The sequence below is a fragment of the Falsiroseomonas sp. genome (genome assembly GCF_041690465.1).
In the GTDB taxonomy this organism is placed as follows: Bacteria; Pseudomonadota; Alphaproteobacteria; order Acetobacterales; family Acetobacteraceae; genus Falsiroseomonas.
On the sequence record NZ_JAWLHG010000004.1, the window covers coordinates 195,150 to 214,357 of the forward strand.

General features: G+C 71.9%; 19 protein-coding genes. 12 read left to right on the forward strand and 7 right to left on the reverse strand.

Annotated features, from left to right (window positions below; all coding sequences use genetic code 11):
• Nucleotides 1-35 precede the first annotated feature (35 nt).
• The 3 genes from ACESM1_RS06800 to soxA are packed head-to-tail and all read left to right on the forward strand — an operon-like array spanning nucleotide 36 to nucleotide 1,523.
• The gene (locus tag ACESM1_RS06800; protein ID WP_372618936.1) at nucleotides 36-452 is read left to right on the forward strand and encodes a thiosulfate oxidation carrier protein SoxY; all 417 of its coding nucleotides are present in this window, start codon (nucleotides 36-38) and stop codon (nucleotides 450-452) included.
• Between the two features lie 4 nt (nucleotides 453-456).
• Nucleotides 457-780 (forward strand): thiosulfate oxidation carrier complex protein SoxZ, encoded by a 324-nt coding sequence (locus ACESM1_RS06805; RefSeq protein ID WP_372618937.1) that lies wholly within the window; start codon nucleotides 457-459, stop codon nucleotides 778-780.
• Nucleotides 777-1,523: a sulfur oxidation c-type cytochrome SoxA gene (gene soxA, locus ACESM1_RS06810; RefSeq protein ID WP_372618938.1), complete on the forward strand. Its 747-nt coding sequence runs from the start codon at nucleotides 777-779 to the stop codon at nucleotides 1,521-1,523. The genes ACESM1_RS06805 and soxA overlap by 4 nt, the downstream gene beginning before the upstream one ends.
• Before the next feature lie 3 nt (nucleotides 1,524-1,526).
• On the opposite strand, the gene ACESM1_RS06815 is transcribed toward soxA, so the two are convergent.
• From ACESM1_RS06815 to ACESM1_RS06825, 3 genes are all read right to left on the reverse strand, one after another.
• Nucleotides 1,527-2,804 (reverse strand): FCSD flavin-binding domain-containing protein, encoded by a 1,278-nt coding sequence (locus tag ACESM1_RS06815; RefSeq protein WP_372618939.1) that lies wholly within the window; start codon nucleotides 2,802-2,804, stop codon nucleotides 1,527-1,529.
• A gap of 3 nt (nucleotides 2,805-2,807) precedes the next feature.
• Complete coding sequence (locus tag ACESM1_RS06820; RefSeq protein ID WP_372618940.1) at nucleotides 2,808-3,101, reverse strand: c-type cytochrome; 294 nt, start codon at nucleotides 3,099-3,101, stop codon at nucleotides 2,808-2,810.
• 72 nt (nucleotides 3,102-3,173) lie between these two features.
• The gene (locus tag ACESM1_RS06825; RefSeq protein ID WP_372618941.1) at nucleotides 3,174-4,082 is read right to left on the reverse strand and encodes a hypothetical protein; all 909 of its coding nucleotides are present in this window, start codon (nucleotides 4,080-4,082) and stop codon (nucleotides 3,174-3,176) included.
• Between the two features lie 133 nt (nucleotides 4,083-4,215).
• Here ACESM1_RS06825 and ACESM1_RS06830 point away from each other — a divergent pair, with 133 nt between their 5' ends.
• Nucleotides 4,216-5,526, forward strand: a complete 1,311-nt coding sequence (locus ACESM1_RS06830; protein ID WP_372618942.1) for an MmgE/PrpD family protein — start codon at nucleotides 4,216-4,218, stop codon at nucleotides 5,524-5,526.
• A gap of 2 nt (nucleotides 5,527-5,528) precedes the next feature.
• Here ACESM1_RS06830 and ACESM1_RS06835 read toward each other — a convergent pair whose 3' ends face one another.
• Nucleotides 5,529-6,866: a dihydroorotase gene (locus tag ACESM1_RS06835; RefSeq protein ID WP_372618943.1), complete on the reverse strand. Its 1,338-nt coding sequence runs from the start codon at nucleotides 6,864-6,866 to the stop codon at nucleotides 5,529-5,531.
• Nucleotides 6,867-6,956: 90 nt separating this feature from the next.
• Here ACESM1_RS06835 and ACESM1_RS06840 point away from each other — a divergent pair, with 90 nt between their 5' ends.
• Nucleotides 6,957-7,913, forward strand: coding sequence for an ornithine cyclodeaminase family protein (locus tag ACESM1_RS06840; protein WP_372618944.1), 957 nt, complete (start codon nucleotides 6,957-6,959; stop codon nucleotides 7,911-7,913).
• Between the two features lie 68 nt (nucleotides 7,914-7,981).
• Here the strand turns inward: ACESM1_RS06840 and ACESM1_RS06845 are convergent, their stop codons facing one another.
• A complete protein-coding gene (locus tag ACESM1_RS06845; protein WP_372618945.1) occupies nucleotides 7,982-8,917 on the reverse strand; it encodes a sulfotransferase domain-containing protein in 936 nt (311 codons plus the stop codon).
• A 158-nt stretch (nucleotides 8,918-9,075) separates the two neighbouring features.
• Here ACESM1_RS06845 and ACESM1_RS06850 point away from each other — a divergent pair, with 158 nt between their 5' ends.
• The 5 genes from ACESM1_RS06850 (at nucleotide 9,076) to ACESM1_RS06870 (ending at nucleotide 13,352) form a co-directional block, all read left to right on the forward strand.
• On the forward strand, nucleotides 9,076-10,044 hold the full coding sequence (locus ACESM1_RS06850) for a Bug family tripartite tricarboxylate transporter substrate binding protein (RefSeq protein WP_372618946.1): 969 nt from the start codon (nucleotides 9,076-9,078) through the stop codon (nucleotides 10,042-10,044).
• Nucleotides 10,045-10,046: 2 nt separating this feature from the next.
• Complete coding sequence (locus ACESM1_RS06855; protein WP_372618947.1) at nucleotides 10,047-10,220, forward strand: hypothetical protein; 174 nt, start codon at nucleotides 10,047-10,049, stop codon at nucleotides 10,218-10,220.
• A gap of 61 nt (nucleotides 10,221-10,281) precedes the next feature.
• Nucleotides 10,282-10,836, forward strand: a complete 555-nt coding sequence (dcd, locus tag ACESM1_RS06860) for a dCTP deaminase (protein WP_372618948.1) — start codon at nucleotides 10,282-10,284, stop codon at nucleotides 10,834-10,836.
• A 4-nt stretch (nucleotides 10,837-10,840) separates the two neighbouring features.
• On the forward strand, nucleotides 10,841-12,103 hold the full coding sequence (gene murA / locus ACESM1_RS06865; protein ID WP_372618949.1) for a UDP-N-acetylglucosamine 1-carboxyvinyltransferase: 1,263 nt from the start codon (nucleotides 10,841-10,843) through the stop codon (nucleotides 12,101-12,103).
• Between the two features lie 118 nt (nucleotides 12,104-12,221).
• Nucleotides 12,222-13,352: an endonuclease/exonuclease/phosphatase family protein gene (locus ACESM1_RS06870; protein WP_372618950.1), complete on the forward strand. Its 1,131-nt coding sequence runs from the start codon at nucleotides 12,222-12,224 to the stop codon at nucleotides 13,350-13,352.
• A 12-nt stretch (nucleotides 13,353-13,364) separates the two neighbouring features.
• Here ACESM1_RS06870 and ACESM1_RS06875 read toward each other — a convergent pair whose 3' ends face one another.
• The gene (locus ACESM1_RS06875) at nucleotides 13,365-14,162 is read right to left on the reverse strand and encodes a short-chain dehydrogenase/reductase (RefSeq protein ID WP_372618951.1); all 798 of its coding nucleotides are present in this window, start codon (nucleotides 14,160-14,162) and stop codon (nucleotides 13,365-13,367) included.
• A gap of 392 nt (nucleotides 14,163-14,554) precedes the next feature.
• On the reverse strand, nucleotides 14,555-16,096 hold the full coding sequence (locus tag ACESM1_RS06880) for an acetolactate synthase large subunit (protein WP_372618952.1): 1,542 nt from the start codon (nucleotides 16,094-16,096) through the stop codon (nucleotides 14,555-14,557).
• Nucleotides 16,097-16,294: 198 nt separating this feature from the next.
• On the opposite strand from ACESM1_RS06880, the gene ACESM1_RS06885 reads away from it, so the two are divergent.
• Both ACESM1_RS06885 and ACESM1_RS06890 read left to right on the forward strand, forming a co-directional pair.
• Nucleotides 16,295-18,577 (forward strand): fused MFS/spermidine synthase, encoded by a 2,283-nt coding sequence (locus ACESM1_RS06885; protein WP_372618953.1) that lies wholly within the window; start codon nucleotides 16,295-16,297, stop codon nucleotides 18,575-18,577.
• A gap of 110 nt (nucleotides 18,578-18,687) precedes the next feature.
• Entirely contained in the window at nucleotides 18,688-19,149 is a 462-nt protein-coding gene (locus tag ACESM1_RS06890; RefSeq protein ID WP_372618954.1) for a hypothetical protein, read from the forward strand.
• Nucleotides 19,150-19,208: the final 59 nt, after the last annotated feature.

Here is a 19,208-nt window from a genome sequence, read left to right on the forward strand (position 1 = left end):
CCATGCGCCCGCTGCCCCGACGAACCATGCTCGCAATGCCCGTCGCGCTCGCCGCGACACGCGCCGGTGCACAATCCGCACCCGAGGAAAGCTTCGAGGCAGCGGAGCGCGCGATCCTCGCCGGCCGCACCCCGATCGCCGGCGGCATCGAGATCGACATGCCGCCGCTGTCGGAGAATGGCAACTCGGTGGACCTCTCCATCAGGGTGGAGAGCCCGATGACGACGGAGGACCACATCGCCGACATCCACATCCTGTCCGAACGGAACCCGTTCCCGCGCGTCGCGCGCTTCACCCTCTCGCCGCGCGCCGGACGGGCGGAGGTGGCGACCCGCATCCGGCTGGCCACCACGCAGACCATCCTGGTGCTGGCCGAGACAAGCAAGGGCCAGGTGTACCGCGCCGGGCGCGAGGTGATCGTCATCCTCGGCGCCTGCGTCGAGGGAGGCTGACGCGATGGCCGAGATCCTCGCCCGCATCACCCTGCCGGAGAGCGCGAAGCGCGGCGAGATCGTGCCGGTCCGCGTCATCGTGCGCCATCCGATGGAGCGCGCGGTGGACGCGCCGGGCCTGCGGCCGGTGCCGCGGAAGATCCTGCACACGCTGCGCGTCACCTATGCCGGCGCGGAGGTGTTCCGCATGGCAATGTCGCCCGGCATCGCCGCCAACCCCTATGTCGAGTTCACCACCATCGCCGTCGAAACCGGCGACCTGGTGTTCGAATGGGAAGAGGATGGCGGCGCCGTGTACCGGCGTGAGGCGCGCCTGGTGGTGACGTGAGCCTGCGCGCGGCGGCGCCGGCCCTGCTCGGCTGCGTCGTCGCGGCACTTGCCGGCGCGGGGGAAATCCGGCCGTCGCACGACTATCTCTCGCCGGAGTTGCGCGCGCAGCAGGCGGATCCCTCGCGCCATCCCGGCTGGCTGTGGGTGGATGAGGGCGAGGCGCTGTGGCGGCGGGGCGAGCGGAGCTGCCAGTCCTGCCATGGCGACATCGCCTCCATGGCCGGCGTCGCGACGCGGTATCCGGCGGTGGCAGCGGATGGCGCGCTGCTGAATCTCGAAGGCCGCATCGAGCGCTGCCGCACACAGCAACAGTCGCTTCCCGCCTTCGGCTACGAGAGCGACGCGTTGCTCTCACTGACTGCCGCCATCGCGCTGCGTTCGCGCGGCATGCCGATGTCTGTCGCGGTGGAAGGGCCGGCGGCGCCGTTCCTGGAGGAAGGCCGGCGCCTTTACGAGACGCGGCAGGGCCAGCTCAACATCGCCTGCACGCAGTGCCACGATGACAATGCCGGGCGGCGGCTGCGCGGCGACGTGATCTCCAACGGGCTCGGCACCGGCTATCCGGCGTACCGGCTGGAGTGGAACGCGGTGGGCTCGCTGCATCGGCGCCTGCGCGCGTGCCAGCTTGGCGTCCGGGCGACGCAGTTCGAGCTTGGCGCCCCGGAATACCTGGCGCTGGAACTGTTCCTGGCGGACCGTGCGCGCGGCCTGCCGGTGGAAGCGCCCGGCCTGCGTCGCTGAGCGCTACGAGAACATGTCCCGCGTGATGCTCTCGTACCAGGCGTCCGCATAGCGCGCTTCCAGCCGCCGCTGCTCCGGCAGGTCGCCGCGCGGCGAGGTGCCGCCGGCGTCGCGATCCTCCTCCACCGCGGTTCCGTCGGCGTTCGGGCGGAAGATGCCGACGATGGAGATGCCGTACTCGGCGCCGACATGCGAGTAGCAGGTGTTGAAATACACCGCCTCCGGCGGTGGTGCGCCACGCAACGCGGCAAGCGCGCTCGCCACCGCCTGCTTCGCGGTGCTGTTGGCGATGAAGCCCGATTTCGGCATCGGGCCGGGCTGGTTCGCATCGCCGATCACATGGATGCCGGGCGCCGTCCGTGCCTCGAAGGTGCGGTAGTCCACAGGCACCCAGCCGGTGCGGTCGGTGAGGCCCGCCTCGATCGCGATGGCGGCGGCGGATTGCGGCGGGATCACGTTGGCGACGTCCGCGCGGTGCCGGGTGCCGAGTTCCGTCTCCAGCATCCGGGTGCGAGCGTCCACCCGCACCACCCGCCCATCCACGTTGCCGGGCACCCATTCGATCATGCCGCCATAGAGCGCGCGCCAGGCGTCCTGGAACAGCGCCTGCTTGCTGAACCGCTCTTTCGCGTCCAGCGCCAGGATCTTGGCGCGCGGCTTATGGCGCTTGAGGTACTGCGCGATCATGCTGATGCGCTCGTAGGGCCCGGGCGGGCAGCGGAACGGGTTGGGCGGGATCGCCAGCGCCACCACGCCGCCATCCGGCATCGCCGCGATCTGGCGGCGCAGCAGCGTGATCTGCGCACCGTCGCCGGCGATCCAGGCATGCGGCATCGCCTCGGCCGCCGCTTCGTCGTAGCCGGCGATGGCGTTCCAGCGCAGCGCCACGCCGGGCGAGAGGATCAGCCGGTCATAGCCGAGCGTCGTGCCGCCGCCGAGGCGCACGCTGCGCGCCACCGGGTCGATGCCCACCGCGCGATCCTGCACAATCCGCACGCCACGCGCGGCCAGGCCCTCATAGCCATGGGTGATCGCGGCCATGTCGCGCAGCCCGCCGAGCACCAGGTTGCCGTAGGGGCAGGTGATGAAGCGCGGCTGCGGCTCGATCAGCGTGACGGCGACATCCGGCGCGCTCAGCCGCGCGAAGCGCGCCGCGGAGGCGCCACCGAAGCCGCCGCCAACCACCACCAGCCTCGCCTGCCCCTGGGCGCGGGACACCGCCGGCGCCCCGAGCAGCGCGGCGGCCGCGACGAGCGCGCTGCGGCGCGAATGCGCGACCATGGCTCAGCGCTGACCGGCGAAATGCGCGGCCATGGCGGCGAGTTCCGCCTCGCTGTAGCCGCGCGCGATGCGGTCCATGATGGTGGCCGGCCGCTCACCCGCCCGGAAGGCGTGCAGCAGCGCGCGCAACTCGCCGGCATCGCGCCCGGCGAGTGCGGGCACCGCACCTGCCCCGGCGCCCTCGGGCCCGTGGCAGCCGAGGCAGCCCTGTGCGGCGAGCGGCGCCGGACCGGCCGCGAGAACCTGCGGCGAGGCAAGCCCGAGCAGAACGGCGGCGAGCGGCAGGCGCAGCTTCATGGCGCATCCTCGTCAGCGTCGCGGAGGAGTCTACGTCAACACGCCGGGCATGTGCCAGCGCCACGCTCCGCCTCAGGCAAGGCAGCGCAGCGCTGCGACCTCGCGCTTCGCCAGCCGGATGAAGGTGCCCTCGTCGAAGCGGAAGCTGCCGATGAAGTGGAACATCTTCACGCCCTCGCGCGGGCCGCCGGTGTGGAAGCTGGTATAGGCCGGGAAGGGCAGCGTCACCGCGCCGGCCGTGTTGGCGACCGCGAAGTTGGAGGCGCATTGCTCGGTGCCCCAGACACGCCAGCGCTCGCGGCCCATCATCGCCTCCATGTCGCGGTGGAAGCCCTCGATGGCGCGGCGCGAGAAGCCACGCGGCGCGAAGCCGGCAAGCCCGGCGGAGCCGCGCACGTAGCGCAGCCCCTCCCACCCCGGCAGGCGGTCCAGCAGGCGCTCGGTCTGCGCGCCGACATGGTCGTCCTCGACGCTCCGGGCGAACGCCGCGGCCTCGCCGGCGCTGCAGATCTTCACGTAGTCGGCCATGGTGAAGGCGGTGCCGGTCTCCACGCAGCGGACCAGTTCGCCGATGTCCTCGCCGGTCGGCATCACGTCGCAGTCGATCTGCACCACGTATTCGCCGCGGTCGGTGCGGTCGAGGATGTGGAGCAGCCGTTCCCAGCAGCCGCCGCGCTGGCAGTCGCCGACATCGATCTCCTCGATGACCTGCAGCTCGATGCCTGGGAAGTGGCGGGTCAGCGATCCGGCCTGCTCGGGCGGTGCGTTGCGCGCGACGATGGCGACGATGTGCCCGGCGCTGCCGAGACGGCGGTAGAAGGCCTTCATCGCCACCAGGTACATCAGCGTGTCGCGCGCGCCGACCATGCTGACGATGGTGCAGCTTCCGGGCCGCACCGGCATCGGCGCCGTCCCGTGGATGCCCCGGATGGCGCTGTTGAACCGCCAGTAGCCCCATTTCTGCCTGGCATTCCAGAACATCAGATCCCCTTGGGCGCCGATCCGCCGGCCGCTGTTCCTGCCCGAGGCGGCCTGCCGCAAGCTTGCCGCCGCCCGCCTCCGCTGGCCAGTGCGCCGCGCTTGGCGCGCGCCCGTCGATGGATCATGACGGCGCATGACCGCGCAACCTGCCATCCTCGACGATGTGATCGCCTGGGCCTGGGACGGCCCGCCCGAGGGCAGCGCGGCGGCCGCGCAGGCGCGGCTGCTGCTGCTCGACAGCCTTGGCTGCGCCTTGGCCGGGCTGGCGCAGTCCCGCCCCGCCGGATTCGGCGGCGCGCTGGCCGGCTGGATGCCGGGGACGGTGCGGCTGCCTGGCGTCCCGGCCTCCCTCGCGCCCGGCGCCGCGGCGTCGCTGCTCGCCACCGCCATGTGCTGGGACGAGGCGAATGACGGGCTGGCCCGTGCGCATGGGCGGCCCGGGCTGCCCGTGGCGCCGCTGGCGCTGGTCTCGCTCGCCACCCGCTCGGCGCGCCTCGGGGAGGCGGTGGCGGCCTATGCGCTCGGCTATGAGGTGGCGGCGCGGGCGGGCGAGCTCTGGCGCATCAAGCCCGGGATGCATGTGGATGGCAGCTGGCATTGCCTCGGCGCGGCGGCGGCGGCGGCGAGGCTTGCGGGGATGGATCGGCCGGCGGCGGCGCGGGCGGTGCGGCTGGTGGCCTGCCAGGTGCCGTTCAGCCTCTACGCGCCGATCGCGGCGGGGATGGATGGGCGGAACCTCTACCCCGCCCAGGCGGTGCTGCTCGGCGTCGCCGCCGCCGCCGCTGCCGCCGCCGGGATGGATGCTCCGGCGGAGGGGCTGGAGCTCGGCCGGCGGATTGCGCTCGGCGCGACGGCACCTGGCAGCCGAGCGCCCGCCGGCGAATGGCTGCTGGCGGAGGGCTATGTGAAGCCCTTCGCCGGCGTGCGCCACGCCCATTACGGCGCCGCCGCCGCGCTGGCGCTGCGACCCGCGGTCGCCGCCCGGCTCGAAGCGGTGCGCGGCATCCGGCTGGAGACCTATGGCGAGGCGATCACCTACGCCGGCAACCGCGCGCCGGCGACCGCCATCAAGGCGCAGTTCAGCCTGTCCTGGGGCGTCGCCGCCGCGCTCGTGCAAGGTGATCTCGGCCCCGCCGCCTATGCCGCCGCCGCGCTTGCCGATCCGCTGCTGCGCCGGCTGGAGGCGATGGTCGAGCTGCACGAGGACCCGGCGATGACCACCGCCGGCCGCCGCGCCGCGCGCATCACGCTCGACATGGGCGGTGAGACGCTGACCCATGCGGTCGTGGGCGTCGCCGGCGATCCGGGCCGGCCGATGGCCGGCGAGGAAGTCCGCGCGAAGTTCCACCGCCTCGCCGGCCCGCTGCTCGGCGAGGCCGCCGCAAGCGTCGCCACGGCGATGCTCGAGGGCAACGCGCTGGCAACCCCGGCGCCGTTCGGCTGAAGCTACGCCCGCGACACCACCTGCCCGCGCGGCCGGCCAGGCACCGCGCCATCGCGCATCACGCAGGCGCCGCGCAGGAAGGTCGCCACCGGCCAGCCCACCACGACGCGCCCGGCGAAGGGCGTACGGCCGGCGCGGCTGAGCTGGTCTGCGTCGCGGATCTCCCCCCGCCGCGCCGGGTCCACCAGCACCAGGTCGGCATCCGCCCCCGGCTCCAGCCCGCCCTTGCGCGGCCAGAGGCCGAAGCGCCGCGCCGGCGCCGCGCTGCACAGCCGCACCAGCTCGCCCCAGCCGAGCCGCCCCTCCGCCACCGCGCCCAGCATCAGCGGCAGCATCGTCTGCACGCCGGGGAAGCCGCCGGGTGCGGCCCAGATGTCAGCGATGCCGGCCTGCTTTTCCGCGATGGCGTGCGGCGCGTGGTCGGTGGCCACCATGTCGAGCACGCCGCCCCGCGCCGCCTCCCACAAGGCAGCGCGATCGGCCTCGCCGCGCAGCGGCGGCAGGATCTTGGCGAAGGGGCCCTGGCGGCGGATCTCCGTCTCGTCGAGCAGCAGGTAATGCGGCGTGGTCTCGGCGGTGACGTCGAGGCCCCTCGCCCGCGCCGCCTGCACCAGCACGAGCGAGTCGCGGCAGCTGATCTGCCGCAGATGCACCGCCGCTCCGGTCACCGCCGCCGCGGCCAGCGCGCGCGCCGTGCCGGTCGCCTCGCTGAGCGGCGGGCGGGAGCGGTAGAAATCGAGCGGATCGCCGCCCGGCCTGCGGAGGCGCGCCTCGGCGGCGGCGATCACCGCGTCGTCGGCCGGGGTGACGCCCACCACGAGTCCGGCGGCGCGGGCGGCCAGCAGCACCTCGGCCAGCACCGCGCTGTCCTCCAGCAGCAGGGCGGGCGGCGCGTCGCCGAGGAACACCTCCAGCGAGACGGCGCCCGCCGCGGCCAGCGCCGCGACATGCTCGGGCGCGACCGCCAGCGCCTGCAGGCCGACATCCACATGCGCGCGTCCCGCGACGAGCGCGGCCTTGGCGCGGAGATCCTCCGCCGTCAGTGTCGGCGGCAGGTCGGTCGGCATGACCAGCGCGGTGGTCACGCCGCCGGCCGCCGCCGCCGCGCTGCCGCTAGCGAAATCCTCCTTGTGGGTCAGGCCGGGGTCGCGGAAGTGGACATGTGCATCCACCAGCCCGGGCAGCACCACCAGCCCCGTCGCATCCACCACCTCCGCCGCCGCCGGCCGCAGCCCGGGTGCGAGCCAGGCGACGACGCGCCCATTGGCGAGGCCGAGCCCCATCTCGCGCAGGCCCGCCTCGGTCGCGATGCGGCCGCCGAGCACCACCGTGTCGAACATGCGCCCTCCATATTCCCGCGGCCAGGCCCGCCTTGACGGCCCCGCGGTGCCCCAGGGTAATGGATCCATGGATGTGATCCGACCCCCGGCATGAAGCTTCTGTCGGAAGCCGAGCTGCGCCGCGTGCTGAGCCCGGCGCTGGCCGTGGCGAGCAGCGAGCGCGCCTTCATCGCCCTCTCCCGCGGCGAGATCGCGGTGCCGGTGCGCTCCGAGATTCTGCGCCCGGATGGCGAGGGCGTGGTCTTCGCCATGCCGGGCTACCTGCCGGGCCGGGTCTTCGGCGTGAAGGTGATCGCGACGCGCGGCGCGGCGAGCGCCGCGATGGTGCTGCTGTTCGACGCGGAAAGCCTGGCGCCGCTCGGCCTGCTCTCGGCGGATTTCCTCACGGACTGGCGCACCGCCGGCGGCATCGCGGCCGCGACCCGGCTGCTGGCGCGGCCGGAGGCCCGCCTGCACGTGGTGTTCGGCGCCGGGCGCCTCGCCGGTCCCTGCGCGCGGCTGGTCGCCACGGTGCGGCCCATCGCACGCACGCTGATCGTCGGGCGCGACCCCACGCGCGCCCGGGCGCTGGCGGCCGCGTTGCGGGCCGGGGGGCTGGACGCCGAAGCCGCCGCCGACCCCGGCGTGGTGGCGGAGGCCGACATCGTCACCACCGTCACCAGTGCGACGACACCGGTCTTCCCCGGCGCGGCGCTGCGGCCAGGGGCGCATGTGAACCTCGGCGGCGCCTTCCGGCCGGACACGCGCGAATCCGATGACGAGCTGGCGCGGCGCGGCCTGTTCTGGTGCGACAGCCGGGCCGCCTGCCTCGCCCGCGCCGGCGACCTGGTGATGCCGCTGGCGAGTGGCGTGCTCGACCCCGCGCGCATCCTCGGCGAGATCGGCGCGGCGCTGGCGGGCGACCTGCGCGGACGTGCGGATGCCGCCGAGATCACCGTCTTCAAGTCGCTCGGCAACGCCGCGCAGGATATCTGCCTGGCGGAAGACGCGCTCGCCCTGCCCGGCCTCGCCGCGCCGGAGTTCGATCCGCGCGGCGAGGCGGGCTGAGGCGGCCCGATGACTGCAGGGCCGTCAGGCCCGGAGGCCTGAAGCGGCCCGCCGACACGCAGGGCTGCTCAGGCCGCCCGCGCCAGCGCCAAGCCCGGCGCCGCATGGCCCTGCGCCAGCCAGCGGGCACACTCCTCGCCGAGCTTCGCATGGGCAATCTGCTCGTAGCGATGGTTGTCCTGCGCGGTCAGCACGTCGCGCCAGCGGCCATTGGTGCCCTTGTGCACGAAGGTGCCGGCGCCACCATCCCACAGTGCGCCGCCGAGCGGCACGCTCTTCGTGCCATGCGCCTTCATCCACTCGAAGCTGCAATGCCGCAGGATCGCCGGGAAGCGGGCCTCGTCGATGGGGATGTCGAGGAAGGCGGCGATGCGGCGGATCTGCCCGGGCAGGTCGGCCTTCAGCTCCGCGTAGTGGAGCAGCAGCATGTTCGGCAGGGCGCGGATCTCCCACCAGCTGCGGATGTTCTCCCAGAACGGCCAGAGCGGGTAGCCGTCGCCTTCCAGCCATTCCAGGAAATACTGCCGCACATCCGCCGACGGGCGTGGGCAGGCCGGGCCGACGCGGCCGGGCGTGTCGTTCAGCAGCTCGTAGAGCATGTCGTTGGCGTGGAAGAAGTGGTTGTGCAGGCTCCACGCCACGTCACGGCCGTCACGCGCGATGTAGATGTACTTCGCCTTCGGCGAGTAGACCAGCGCGTCCACCGGCAGGTGGGTCTTGATGAAACGGCGATGCGTCTGCGCCTCCACGGCCGGCAGCTTCACCTCGGCGGACGGGACGCGGAGATCGAGCCAGGGCGACATCTCCGCCACCTCCAGCTCCTCGGCGCCGCCGAAGATCAGCTGCGCGATGATCTGCTGCGTCCAGGTGGTGCCCGACTTCGCGTAGGTGCCGATGACGATGTCGTCGTCGCGGAACGCGAAGCGGTTCCAGATGGTGCTGTCCATGTGGTGGTTGTGGATCTCGCGCGTCTTGATCGGCCAGCCGGCCTCGTCGGTGTGCATGGCTTTCCTTCCCTCCGCCGCGGCCGCCATCGGTCGCCGGCGCGGCGAGTGGATAGACCCGGGAGATTGCGCCGCTATGTCGCTGCGGGTTTCGTGTGTGACGGCACCTGCCGTGCTATAGGCGGCCCTCCGTCCGGAACAACGAAGCGAGAAGACCGATGCTGCACCGCCGCACCCTGCTGACCCTGCCCGCCGCCGCAGCGCTCGCCACGCCCGGCCTCGCCCGCGCGCAGGGCGCCTGGCCGACGCGCCCGGTGCGGATGGTGGTGCCCTTCCCGCCCGGCGGCACCACCGACTTCATCGCCCGCCTGGTCGGCACCCGGCTCGGCACCGTGCTCGGCCAGACCTTCGTGATCGAGAACCGGGCCGGCGCCGGCGGCACCGTCGGCTCCGACCACGTTGCGAAGAGCCCGCCGGATGGCTACGCCTTCGTCGTCTCCAACATCGCCGCCCATGGCGTCGGGCCGAGCGTCTATCCGACCATGCCGTACGACAGCGTGCGGGACTTCACCCATGTCGCGCTGATGGCGGAGATCCCCTCGGTGCTGGCGGTGAACGTCAACAGCCCGATCCGCACGCTGGCCGATTTCATCGCCGCGGCGAAGGCGCGTCCCGGCCAGATCACCGTCGCCTCGCCGGGCAACGGCACCTCGAGCCACGCCAAGCAGGAAATCCTGAAGCGCTCGGCGGGGATCGACACCATCCACGTGCCCTATCGCGGCAGCGGCCCGATGATGAACGACGTCAGCGCCGGCCAAGTGGATGCGATGATCACCACGCTGGTCGAGGCCGGCCGCAACGAGCGTTTCCGCCTGCTCGCCGTCACCGCCGCGCAGCGTGTGCAGGGTTGGCCGAACGTGCCGACCTTCCCCGAGCTCGGCCATCCGGATCTCGTCGCCTCCACCTGGTTCGGCCTGTCGGGCCCCGCCGGCCTGCCGGAGCCGATCGTGACGAAGCTGAATGCCGAGGTGCTGGCCACCCTCGCCCATCCGGAGATCGCGCCGCGCCTAGTGGAGACCGGCTCCACCCCGCGCCGGATGAGCGCGGCCGAATACACCGCCTTCATCGCCAGCGAGGTGCAGCGCTGGGCGGAGGTGGTGCGGGCGGCCGGGATCCGGCTGGGGTAGCCATGGAGGAGAAGCCCGACCGCAAGCGCGATACCCCACCCCCGCCGCGGCCCGCCGAGGCCGCGCGCGCGGAGCGGGAGGCGCGGCTGGCGGCCGCGCTGCGCGCCAACCTGCGCAAGCGGAAGGCGCAGGCGCGCGCCAGGCAGGCACCAACCCGGAACGAGCCGAAGCCCTGATGGACGGCCCGGCCCCCTTCCGGTAACCCGCGGTCGCACGCGCTGCCCGAGGTTCCAAGCCATGCCCATCATGCCCGACCACTGGATCCGCCGCATGGCGACGGAGCACGGCATGATCGAGCCCTTCGTCGAGAACCAGCGGCGGGAGGGCGTGATCTCCTACGGCCTGTCCTCCTACGGCTACGACGCCAGGCTGGCCGACGAATTCAAGATCTTCACCAACGTGGACAACGCGCTGGTGGACCCGAAGGCGTTCAGCGACCAGAGCTTCGTCACCCGCAAGGGCGAGACCTGCATCATCCCGCCCAATTCCTTCCTGCTCTGCCACACGGTCGAGTATTTCCGCATCCCGCGCGACGTGCTGGTGATCTGCCTCGGCAAGTCCACCTATGCGCGCTGCGGCCTGATCGTGAACGTCACCCCGCTGGAGCCGGAATGGGAAGGCCAGGTGACCATCGAGATCAGCAACACCACGCCGCTGCCGGCCCGTATCTACGCCAATGAGGGCATCTGCCAGTTCCTGTTCCTGCAGGGTGCGGGCGAGCCGGAAGTGAGCTACGCCGACCGCAAGGGCAAGTACATGCGCCAGCGCGGCGTCGCGCTGCCGAAGCTCTGACGCCATGGACCGCATCGTCATCCGCGGCGGCCGGCCGCTCAACGGCACCATCCCGATCAGCGGCGCGAAAAACGCGGCGCTGCCGCTGATGACCGCCGCGCTGCTCTCCGACGGGCCGCTGGTGCTGGAGAACGCGCCGGACCTCGCCGACATCGCCACCATGCGCGCGCTGCTGGAACAGCACGGGCTTTCGGTGGAGCACGACAAGGCGACGCGGCGCCTGACGCTTTCGGGTGCCGCGACCAGCCTGGAGGCGCCCTACGACATCGTCCGCAAGATGCGCGCGAGCGTGCTGGTGATGGGGCCGCTCGTCGCCCGCTTCGGCGAGGCGCGGGTCAGCCTGCCCGGCGGCTGCGCCATCGGCACGCGGCCGGTGGACCTGCACATCAAGGGGCTGGAGCAGATGGGCGCTGTCTTCGACCTCGAAGGCGGCTACATGCATGCCAAGGCGCCGCCCGGCGGGCTGCGCGGCGCGCGCATCATCTTCCCGCAGGTGAGCGTCGGCGCCACCGAGAACCTGCTGATGGCCGCGACGCTGGCCGATGGCGTGACCGAGCTGGTGAATGCCGCGCAGGAGCCGGAGATCGGCGACCTGGCCATGTGCCTGATGCGCATGGGCGCGCGCATCGAGGGCATCGGCACCGCGAAACTCACCGTGGAGGGCGTGAAGCGCCTTGGCGGCGCGACGCATCCGGTGATCCCGGACCGCATCGAGGCCGGCACCTTCGCCTGCGCCGCGGCGATCACCGGCGGCAGCGTGAAGCTGGAAGGCGCGCGGCTGGTCGATCTCGGCGCGGTGGCACGCGTGCTGCGCGATGCCGGCGTGGACGTGGCGGAGCGGCATGACGGGCTGCAGGTGACGCGGCTCAACGGGTTGCACGGCACCGATGTGATGACCGAGCCCTTCCCCGGCTTCGCCACCGACATGCAGGCGCAGTTCATGGCGCTGATGTGCGTGGCCGATGGTGCCGCGATGATCACCGAGACGATCTTCGAGAACCGCTTCATGCACGTGCCGGAGCTGATGCGCATGGGCGCGCGCATCAAGTATCACGGCCAGAGCGCCATCGTGCGCGGCGTGCCGAAACTCTCGGGCGCGCCGGTGATGGCGACCGACCTGCGCGCTTCCGTCTCGCTGATCCTGGCGGGGCTGGCGGCGCAGGGCGAGACCATCGTCAACCGTGTCTACCACCTCGACCGCGGCTATGAGGCGGTGGAGCGGAAGCTGGCGGCTGTGGGCGCGCAGATCGAGAGAGTAGGCGGGTAGGCGCCCGGCCGGTCGGGGGGCAACCGCGCCCGGCATCGCGTGTTCCGTCCGTGCATGGTTCCGTGGGCAGTCGTCGTCCGCGGCGATGACGGAGGCGCGAATGGCCGGAGCGAACCCCATGAACCCTTGGCTGTACTGGGGCCGTATCGTGCTGTACGCGGCTGCAGCTGCGGGCGTCGTGGTCACGGTCCTGCCGGAGCTCGACACCAACGCGTGGTGGGTCAGGCTGCTCGACTTCCCGCGCATGCAGTTCCTGATCAGCCTGGCTGTACTGCTCGTCCTGCTACTCGCGCTGCCCGGGCGCTTCCGGGTTGGAAGCCTCGTCGCCTCGCTCGCGGCCCTGGTCTGCATGACCTGGCAGGCCGTCGTGCTGTTCCCCTATTCCTCCCTGGAGCGTCCGGAGATGCTGGCAGCCGCGCCGGGCTGCCCGGAGGCCAACCGTCTGCGGATCGTGGCCGTCAACGTGCAGATGACAAACGAGAACGCCGAGCGGCTCTTCGCCATGCTGCGGGAGGCCGATCCGCACCTGATCCTGCTGCAGGAGACCGATGCCTGGTGGGACGAGCGCCTGCAGGCATTGGAGGACCGCTGGCCGTACAGCGCCGAGCACATCACGCAGAACTACTTCGGGATGCACATCCTGTCGCAGTACCCGCTGATCGACTCCGAGGTGCATTTCCTGACGAACTCGCGCAACCCGTCCATCTTCACCAGCGTCGAACTGCCCGCCGGCCAGGCCATCCGCTTCTACGGCGTGCACCCGCGGCCGCCCCTGCCGGGACAGAGTTCGGCGGAGCGTGACGGCCAGTTGCTCGCCGCCGCCCTTGCGATCCGGCAGGACGCGGCGCCGTCGGTGATGGCGGGCGACTTCAACGCGGTGCCTTGGGAAGACGTCATGCAGCAGACGGAGCGCGTGGCGGGGCTCCTGGCACCGCGAATCGGCCGCGGCTGGGTGCCGACCTACCGTACCGATTCTGTGGTCGTGACCTGGCCGCTGGACCACATTCTCGCTGGCCCGCACTTCACGCTGCACGGGCTGGAAACGCTGCCGAATTTCGGCTCGGACCACTATCCGATCGCCGCAGGGTTCTGCTTCGCCCCGGAGGGCCCCAGCGTGCAGGCCGCGCGGCAGATCGAGCCAGGTGACATCGCTGCCGCGCGGCTGGCAGTCTCGGTGGCGCAGGGCGAGGCTGCGCAATCGCCGGAGCCGGCCGAGGGAAGCCAGACGCCGCAGCCCGGCCGGAGTTGACCCGCGCCCGGGTTAGCCGCGGAACATCGCCCCGCCATCCACGTCCACCACCGTGCCGTTCACGTAGCCGCCGCGCGGCGAGCAGAGGAAGGCGGCGAGGTCGGCGATCTCGCGCGGCTCGATGGCACGGCCGAAGGGCAGGCCGGTCAACGTCTCGGCCCAGCGTGCCTCGTCGCCGAACTGGGTCTTCGCGTTGGTGCGCGCCAGCGTCATCATGCGATCGGTGCGCGTCGCGGCGGGATTGATGCCGAACACGCGCACGCCACTTGCCACCGCCGCGCCGCCAAGCGCGGAGGTGAAGGCGATCAGCGCCGCATTCGCGGTGCAGCCGGCGATGTAGCCCATGCGCGGCGTGCGCCCGGCCATGCCGATGATGTTGCAGATCACGCCGGCCTTCCGCGCCTCCATCCCCGGCATGTAGAGCTGGCACATGTGGATGTAGCCGAGCAGCTTCAGGTCCCAGGCCTGCCGCCAGCGCGGCATCGGGATATCCATGAGCTTCCCGCCCGGGATGGCGCCGGCGTTGTTCACCAGGATGTCGGGCTCGGGATGCGCGGCGTGCAGGCGCTCCCGGCCCTCATCGGTGGCCAGGTCGGCGGCGAAGGTCTGCACGTTGACCTGCGCCTTGGCGCGCAGCCCATCCGCGGCGGCGGCAAGCTTCTCCGCATCACGCGAGACCAGGATCAGGTCGCAGCCGGCCTCGGCGAAGGATTCGGCGCAGGCAAGGCCGATGCCTTTCGACCCGCCGGTGATGAGGACGCGCTTGCCGGTCAGGGCGAAATCGAAAGCTGCCGATCTGAGCGGCGACACAGCCTGATCTTCCCGCATACCAGGCGACGCAGCCGTGCCAAACGCGCTGGCGGCAATCCGGCGTGCTTCGCGCATTACCGCTTCAGGATCGCCGATGTACTGCTGCCAGATTTGCTTCTCGAGCTGACCTCCAGCAGACAAACCCTTCCCCGGGTACTCAGGATCGATGGCCGCGAAGTTTGCGAGCTTCATCGCGACGCCGTTCGGATTTCTGAATCTGTCTCCAGTTCGAATGCCTGTAAGCTGGCCCAGGCGATTCAATAGTGCAGACAACTCGATGACATCAACATGCTCTGCCGGTGGCAGATGCCCGCGGTGCCGGACATAGAGCTCCAGCGCGAGTAGCAGTTCCTCCCGCGTCCATGCGGGGTTCGCCGGTGGCGAAGCCATGATCAGATCTCCAGCTCGATCAGGAACGGGCCGTCCCGGTCGAAGCTCTGCTGCATCAGGTCGCCGCAGCCCTCCAGCGTCGTGGTCTTCGCCGCCTCCACGCCCATGCCGTTCGCCAGCTTCACCCAGTCGAGGTCCGGGTTGCCGAGGTCCAGCATGTCCATCGCCGTGCGCCCCGGATTGGCGCCGACGCCCTGGTACTCGCCCAGCAGGATCGCGTATTTGCGGTTGGAGAGCACCACCGTCGTCACCGGCAGCTTCTCGCGCGCCTGCGTCCACAGCCCCTGCAGGGTGTACATCCCCGACCCGTCCGCCTGCAGGTTCACCACCCGCCTGCCGCCGGCGCCGATCGCCGCGCCGGTGGCCAGCGGGATGCCGCAGCCGATCGCGCCGCCGGTGATCTGCAACCAATCGTGTGGTGGAGCGCAATGCGTCTCCTTGAAGAAGCCGCGTCCGAAGGAGACCGATTCGTCGGCCACCACCGCGTCCTCCGGCATCAGCGCGGCAAGGGTGCGCGCCAAGCCTTCCGGCGTCGGCGCGCCGCGCGCGACCTCGGGCCGCGGGCCGGCATCCGGCAGCGCCACCGGCGGCGCGCCGAGCTCCTCCGCCAGCGCGGTCAGCGCCTGGATCGGGTCGGCCTCGTAGCGCGTCAGCAGCAGGATGTCGGCATCCTCCCGGTGATGGCGGGAGGGTTTGCCGGGATAGGCGAAGAAGCCGACGGGCGCCTTGCTGTTGACCAGGATGAGGGTGCGGTAGGGCTTCAGCGCCTCGATCGCCAGATCCGCCGGATACGGCACGCGCTCCAGCGGCAGGCGGCCGCGGCCGCGTTCGGTGCGGCCGTTCGACATCTCGGCGAGCACCTTGGCGCCCGTCGCCTGCGCGATGCGCCAGGCCAGCGCCTGCGCCTCCGCGGTCAGGGCCAGGCCGCCCAGCAGGATCAGCACGTCCTTCCGCTCGCGCAGCGCGCGGGCGGCGGTGTGGATCGCGTGCGGATCGGCCTGCGGCGCGGCGGGCACCGGCAGCGGCGCGGCGGGGCCACCCGGCGCCTCGTCCCAGCAGGTGTCGGACGGCAGGATGAGGGTGGCGATCTGCCCGGGCGAGGTGCGTGCCGCCTGCACCGCCACCGCGGCGTCGCGCGCCACATCCTCGGCGCGCTGCGCCGTGCGCGTCCAGGCCGAGACGCCGCGGGCCCAGCCCTCGGTGTCGGCGGTCAGCTGCGCATCCAGCGGCCGATGGTAGGTCGCCTGGTCGCCGACGCAGTTGACGATACCGGCCCGCGCGCGGCGGGCGTTGTGCAGGTTGGCGAGCCCGTTCGCCAGGCCCGGCCCGCAATGCAGCAGCGTCGCCGCCGGCTTGCGCGCCATGCGCCAGTAGCCATCGGCCATGCCGGTGACGACGTTCTCCTGCAGCCCGAGCACGCAGCGCATGCCGGGGATGCGGTCCAGCGCTGCGACGAAGTGCATCTCGCTGGTGCCAGGATTGGCGAAACACACATCCACGCCGGAGCCGAGCAGGGTGTGGACCAGACTTTCCGCGCCGTTCACGCGATCACTCCCGGAGGTCGAAGGGGCCCTGAAGCTGCGCGGCGACGCGATCCACCGCAAGGCCCCCCCTGGCCGGAACGAAGTCGCAAGCGTCCGGTCCCGCCCTTTACGCTGGGTCATCTGCCGGTAATCCTGCGCCCGAGGCAGGGCGGGCTGCTGCGCGAGCGGGCATGCGGGCCTGACAACGGGGGGATGGCCATGCCGCGGCTTGCCGTCGCGTTCTTCTGTTCGGGCTTCGCGGCCCTGCTGTGCCAGATCGTCTGGCAGCGCATGCTCGGCATCTTCGCCGGCTCCGACACCGTCTCCGCCGCGCTGGTGGTGGGCGCCTTCCTGGCCGGGCTCGGGCTCGGCTCCATCCTCGGCGCCAAGGTCGCGGACCGGCTGTCGCCGTATCGGGCGCTGGTGGGATTCGCGCTTGCCGAGGCGGGAGTCGCGGGTTTCGCGCTGGTCTCCAAGTTCTTCCTCTATGACTTCCTCGCCACCGACCTGGCCGGGGTGGTGGATGACCCGGTGGCAATCTTTGCCCTCTGCTTCGCCGGGCTGGTGCTGCCGACGACGCTGATGGGGGCCTCGCTGCCGCTGCTGGCGCGCGCCATCGCCACCAGCCTGGACACCGTGGCGGAGCGGATCGGCAGCCTCTACGGCCTGAACACGCTGGGCGCCGGGCTCGGGGCGCTGCTCGGCGGCTGGCTGCTGGTCGGCAATCTCGGCTTCGTCGGCGCGCTGGTGCTGGCCGCAGGCCTCGACCTGCTGGCGGCGGCACTCGCGCTGACCTTGCTGCCCTCGCTGCGCGGCACCGACGTGCCGAGGCCGGCCGCTGCCGCGCCCGCCGCCGCCTCCGGAGAGCCCTTCGGCAGCCTGAAGCTCTGGTGCCTCCTGGTTTTCCTCTCCGGCTATGTGATCGTCGCGCTGGAGATCGTCTGGGTGCGGCTGATGGGGCAGGTCGGGCAGTACCACGCCTACCTCTTCCCCACCGTGCTCGGCATCTTCCTGCTGGCCGACGGATTCGGCATGGCGGTGGCTGCTCGGATGGTGCGCCGGATGAAGGACCCGCGCCCCGCCTTCTTCATGACCCAGGCCGGCGGCTTCCTGCTCGGCGTGGTGCTGATCCTGGCCCTCTGGTGGGCGCTGCCGTACTGGCCGATCAGCGAGTTCGTCTCGGCCGACGTCCAGCGCCTGCGCGGCGACGGCCTGCTGACGACCGTGATCCTGACGCTGCTCGTGGTCGCCCCCCCCTCCTTCCTGATCGGCATGACCTTCCCCTTCGTGCAGCGGGCCGTGCAGCAGGATCTGGCGAGCGTCGGCGCGCGGGTCGGCTGGGTGCAGCTCGCGAACATCCTGGGCAATGCCGCGGGGTCGATCGGCACCGGGCTGGTCACCTTTCACCTGCTCGGCACGGCGGGCACGCTGCAGCTGCTGGCGGCGCTGTCGCTGCTGCTGATCCTGGGCTGGCTGTGGAAGGCCGGCTGGCGCCGCAAGCCGGAGCTGGCGCTCGCCGTCGGCTGCGGGCTGGCGCTCGTGGTGGTGCCGGGCAATGCGGCGCTGTGGTCGCGCCTGCACGCCGAGCAGCCCGGGCACCGCGTGGCGTGGGCCGAGGACCGTTCCGGTGTCGCCTTCTTCCGTGACGATTCGCCCGATCCGGACCAGCCGCACGGCCCATTCTTCATCCAGGGCTTCGCGCAGGGCACCATCCCCTTCCTGCCGATCCACCTGTTCCTCGGCGCCGTCGGCCCGCTGATCCACCCGATGCCGGAGCGTATCCTGGCGATCGGCATCGGCTCGGGCGGCACCCCTTGGGCGGCCGGGGTCTCCCCCGCCACGCGGGAGATCCGCGCCATCGAGCTGGTCGGGCCGGTGATCACCGCGCATGAGATGCTGGCGGAGCGGCACCCCGACGGCCCGATCGCCGAGATGTTCCGCAACCCGCGCTGGCAGCTGGAATACGGCGATGGCCGGCGCGCGCTCTCGACGGGCGAGGAGCGCTACGACGTGATCCAGGCGGATGCGATCCTGCCCGAGGGCTCGCATTCCGGCCTGCTCTATTCGCAGGAGTTCCTGCAGGCCGTGCGGCGCCGGCTGGCGCCCGGCGGGATCTACGTGCAATGGGGGCCGACGCAGCGTTCGGTGGAGACCTTCGCCGCCGTCTTCCCCCATGCGCTGCTGCTGCGGCCCGGTTCGGTGTTGATCGGCTCCGACCGGCCGATCCCGTATGATCCGGCGGCACTGGCGCGGCGCTTCGCGGATCCGGCGGTGGTTTCGCACCTGGCGCGCGGCAATCCCGGCTATCGCGACTACGCCGAGATGTTCGCGCGCAGGCCGCTGGCCTGGTGGCCCGAGACGCCGCGCGACGAGCCGCCGCTCACGGACGTCTTCCCGCGCGACGAGTTCTACCTGAACAACCCGGTGCAGAGCACGCAGGAGATGACCGGCCCCACCCACCCGGCGGCGCAAGCGGCGCGTGCGACGCCGGACCCACGGTAAGGCGGGATCGGGGCCTCGCTGCGCACACGGCCTGACGCCGCCGTGACCGCGGCAGTGGCGCACCTCACGCTCGCGCGATAAGCTTCCGGCGCGGAGCGTGGGAAGCGGGGATGTGGAAGGTCCTGGCGGGGGGCGTCATCTGCGGGATCGTCGGCGTGCTGGTGTTCCGGCAGGGCCTGACGACGGTGATGTTCCACCACTTCGACCTGCTGCAATGGCTGCTGCCCGCCGCGTTGCGGCCGGTCGCCACGGGGTATGTTCTCAGCCTGACGGGCCCGTTCGGGACGCCGCAGCTGATCCATCTGTGCTTCTGGGGCGCCGTCTGGGGCCTCGTGCTCGTCGGCCTGCTCCGGCTCGGCAACCTGCCGGACCTGTTGACGGGCTTCCTGCTGGGCGCCGTGGTCTGCACCTATGTGGGCTTCACGCTCGAGGTCGGCACGCGCGGCATGCCGTTCTGGACCGGCGGCTACATGCCGGCTTGGATCAGCGTGGCACTGATCAACGGCGCCTGGGGATGGGGCTCGGCCGGACTGATGCGCGCGGCCGGGTTGGTGGTGCGGCGGCGGCGATAGCCCGCGATCGCCCTGAGTGTGTACGCCGCAGGCGGGCACGCCAGGGCGTGAATCGCCGG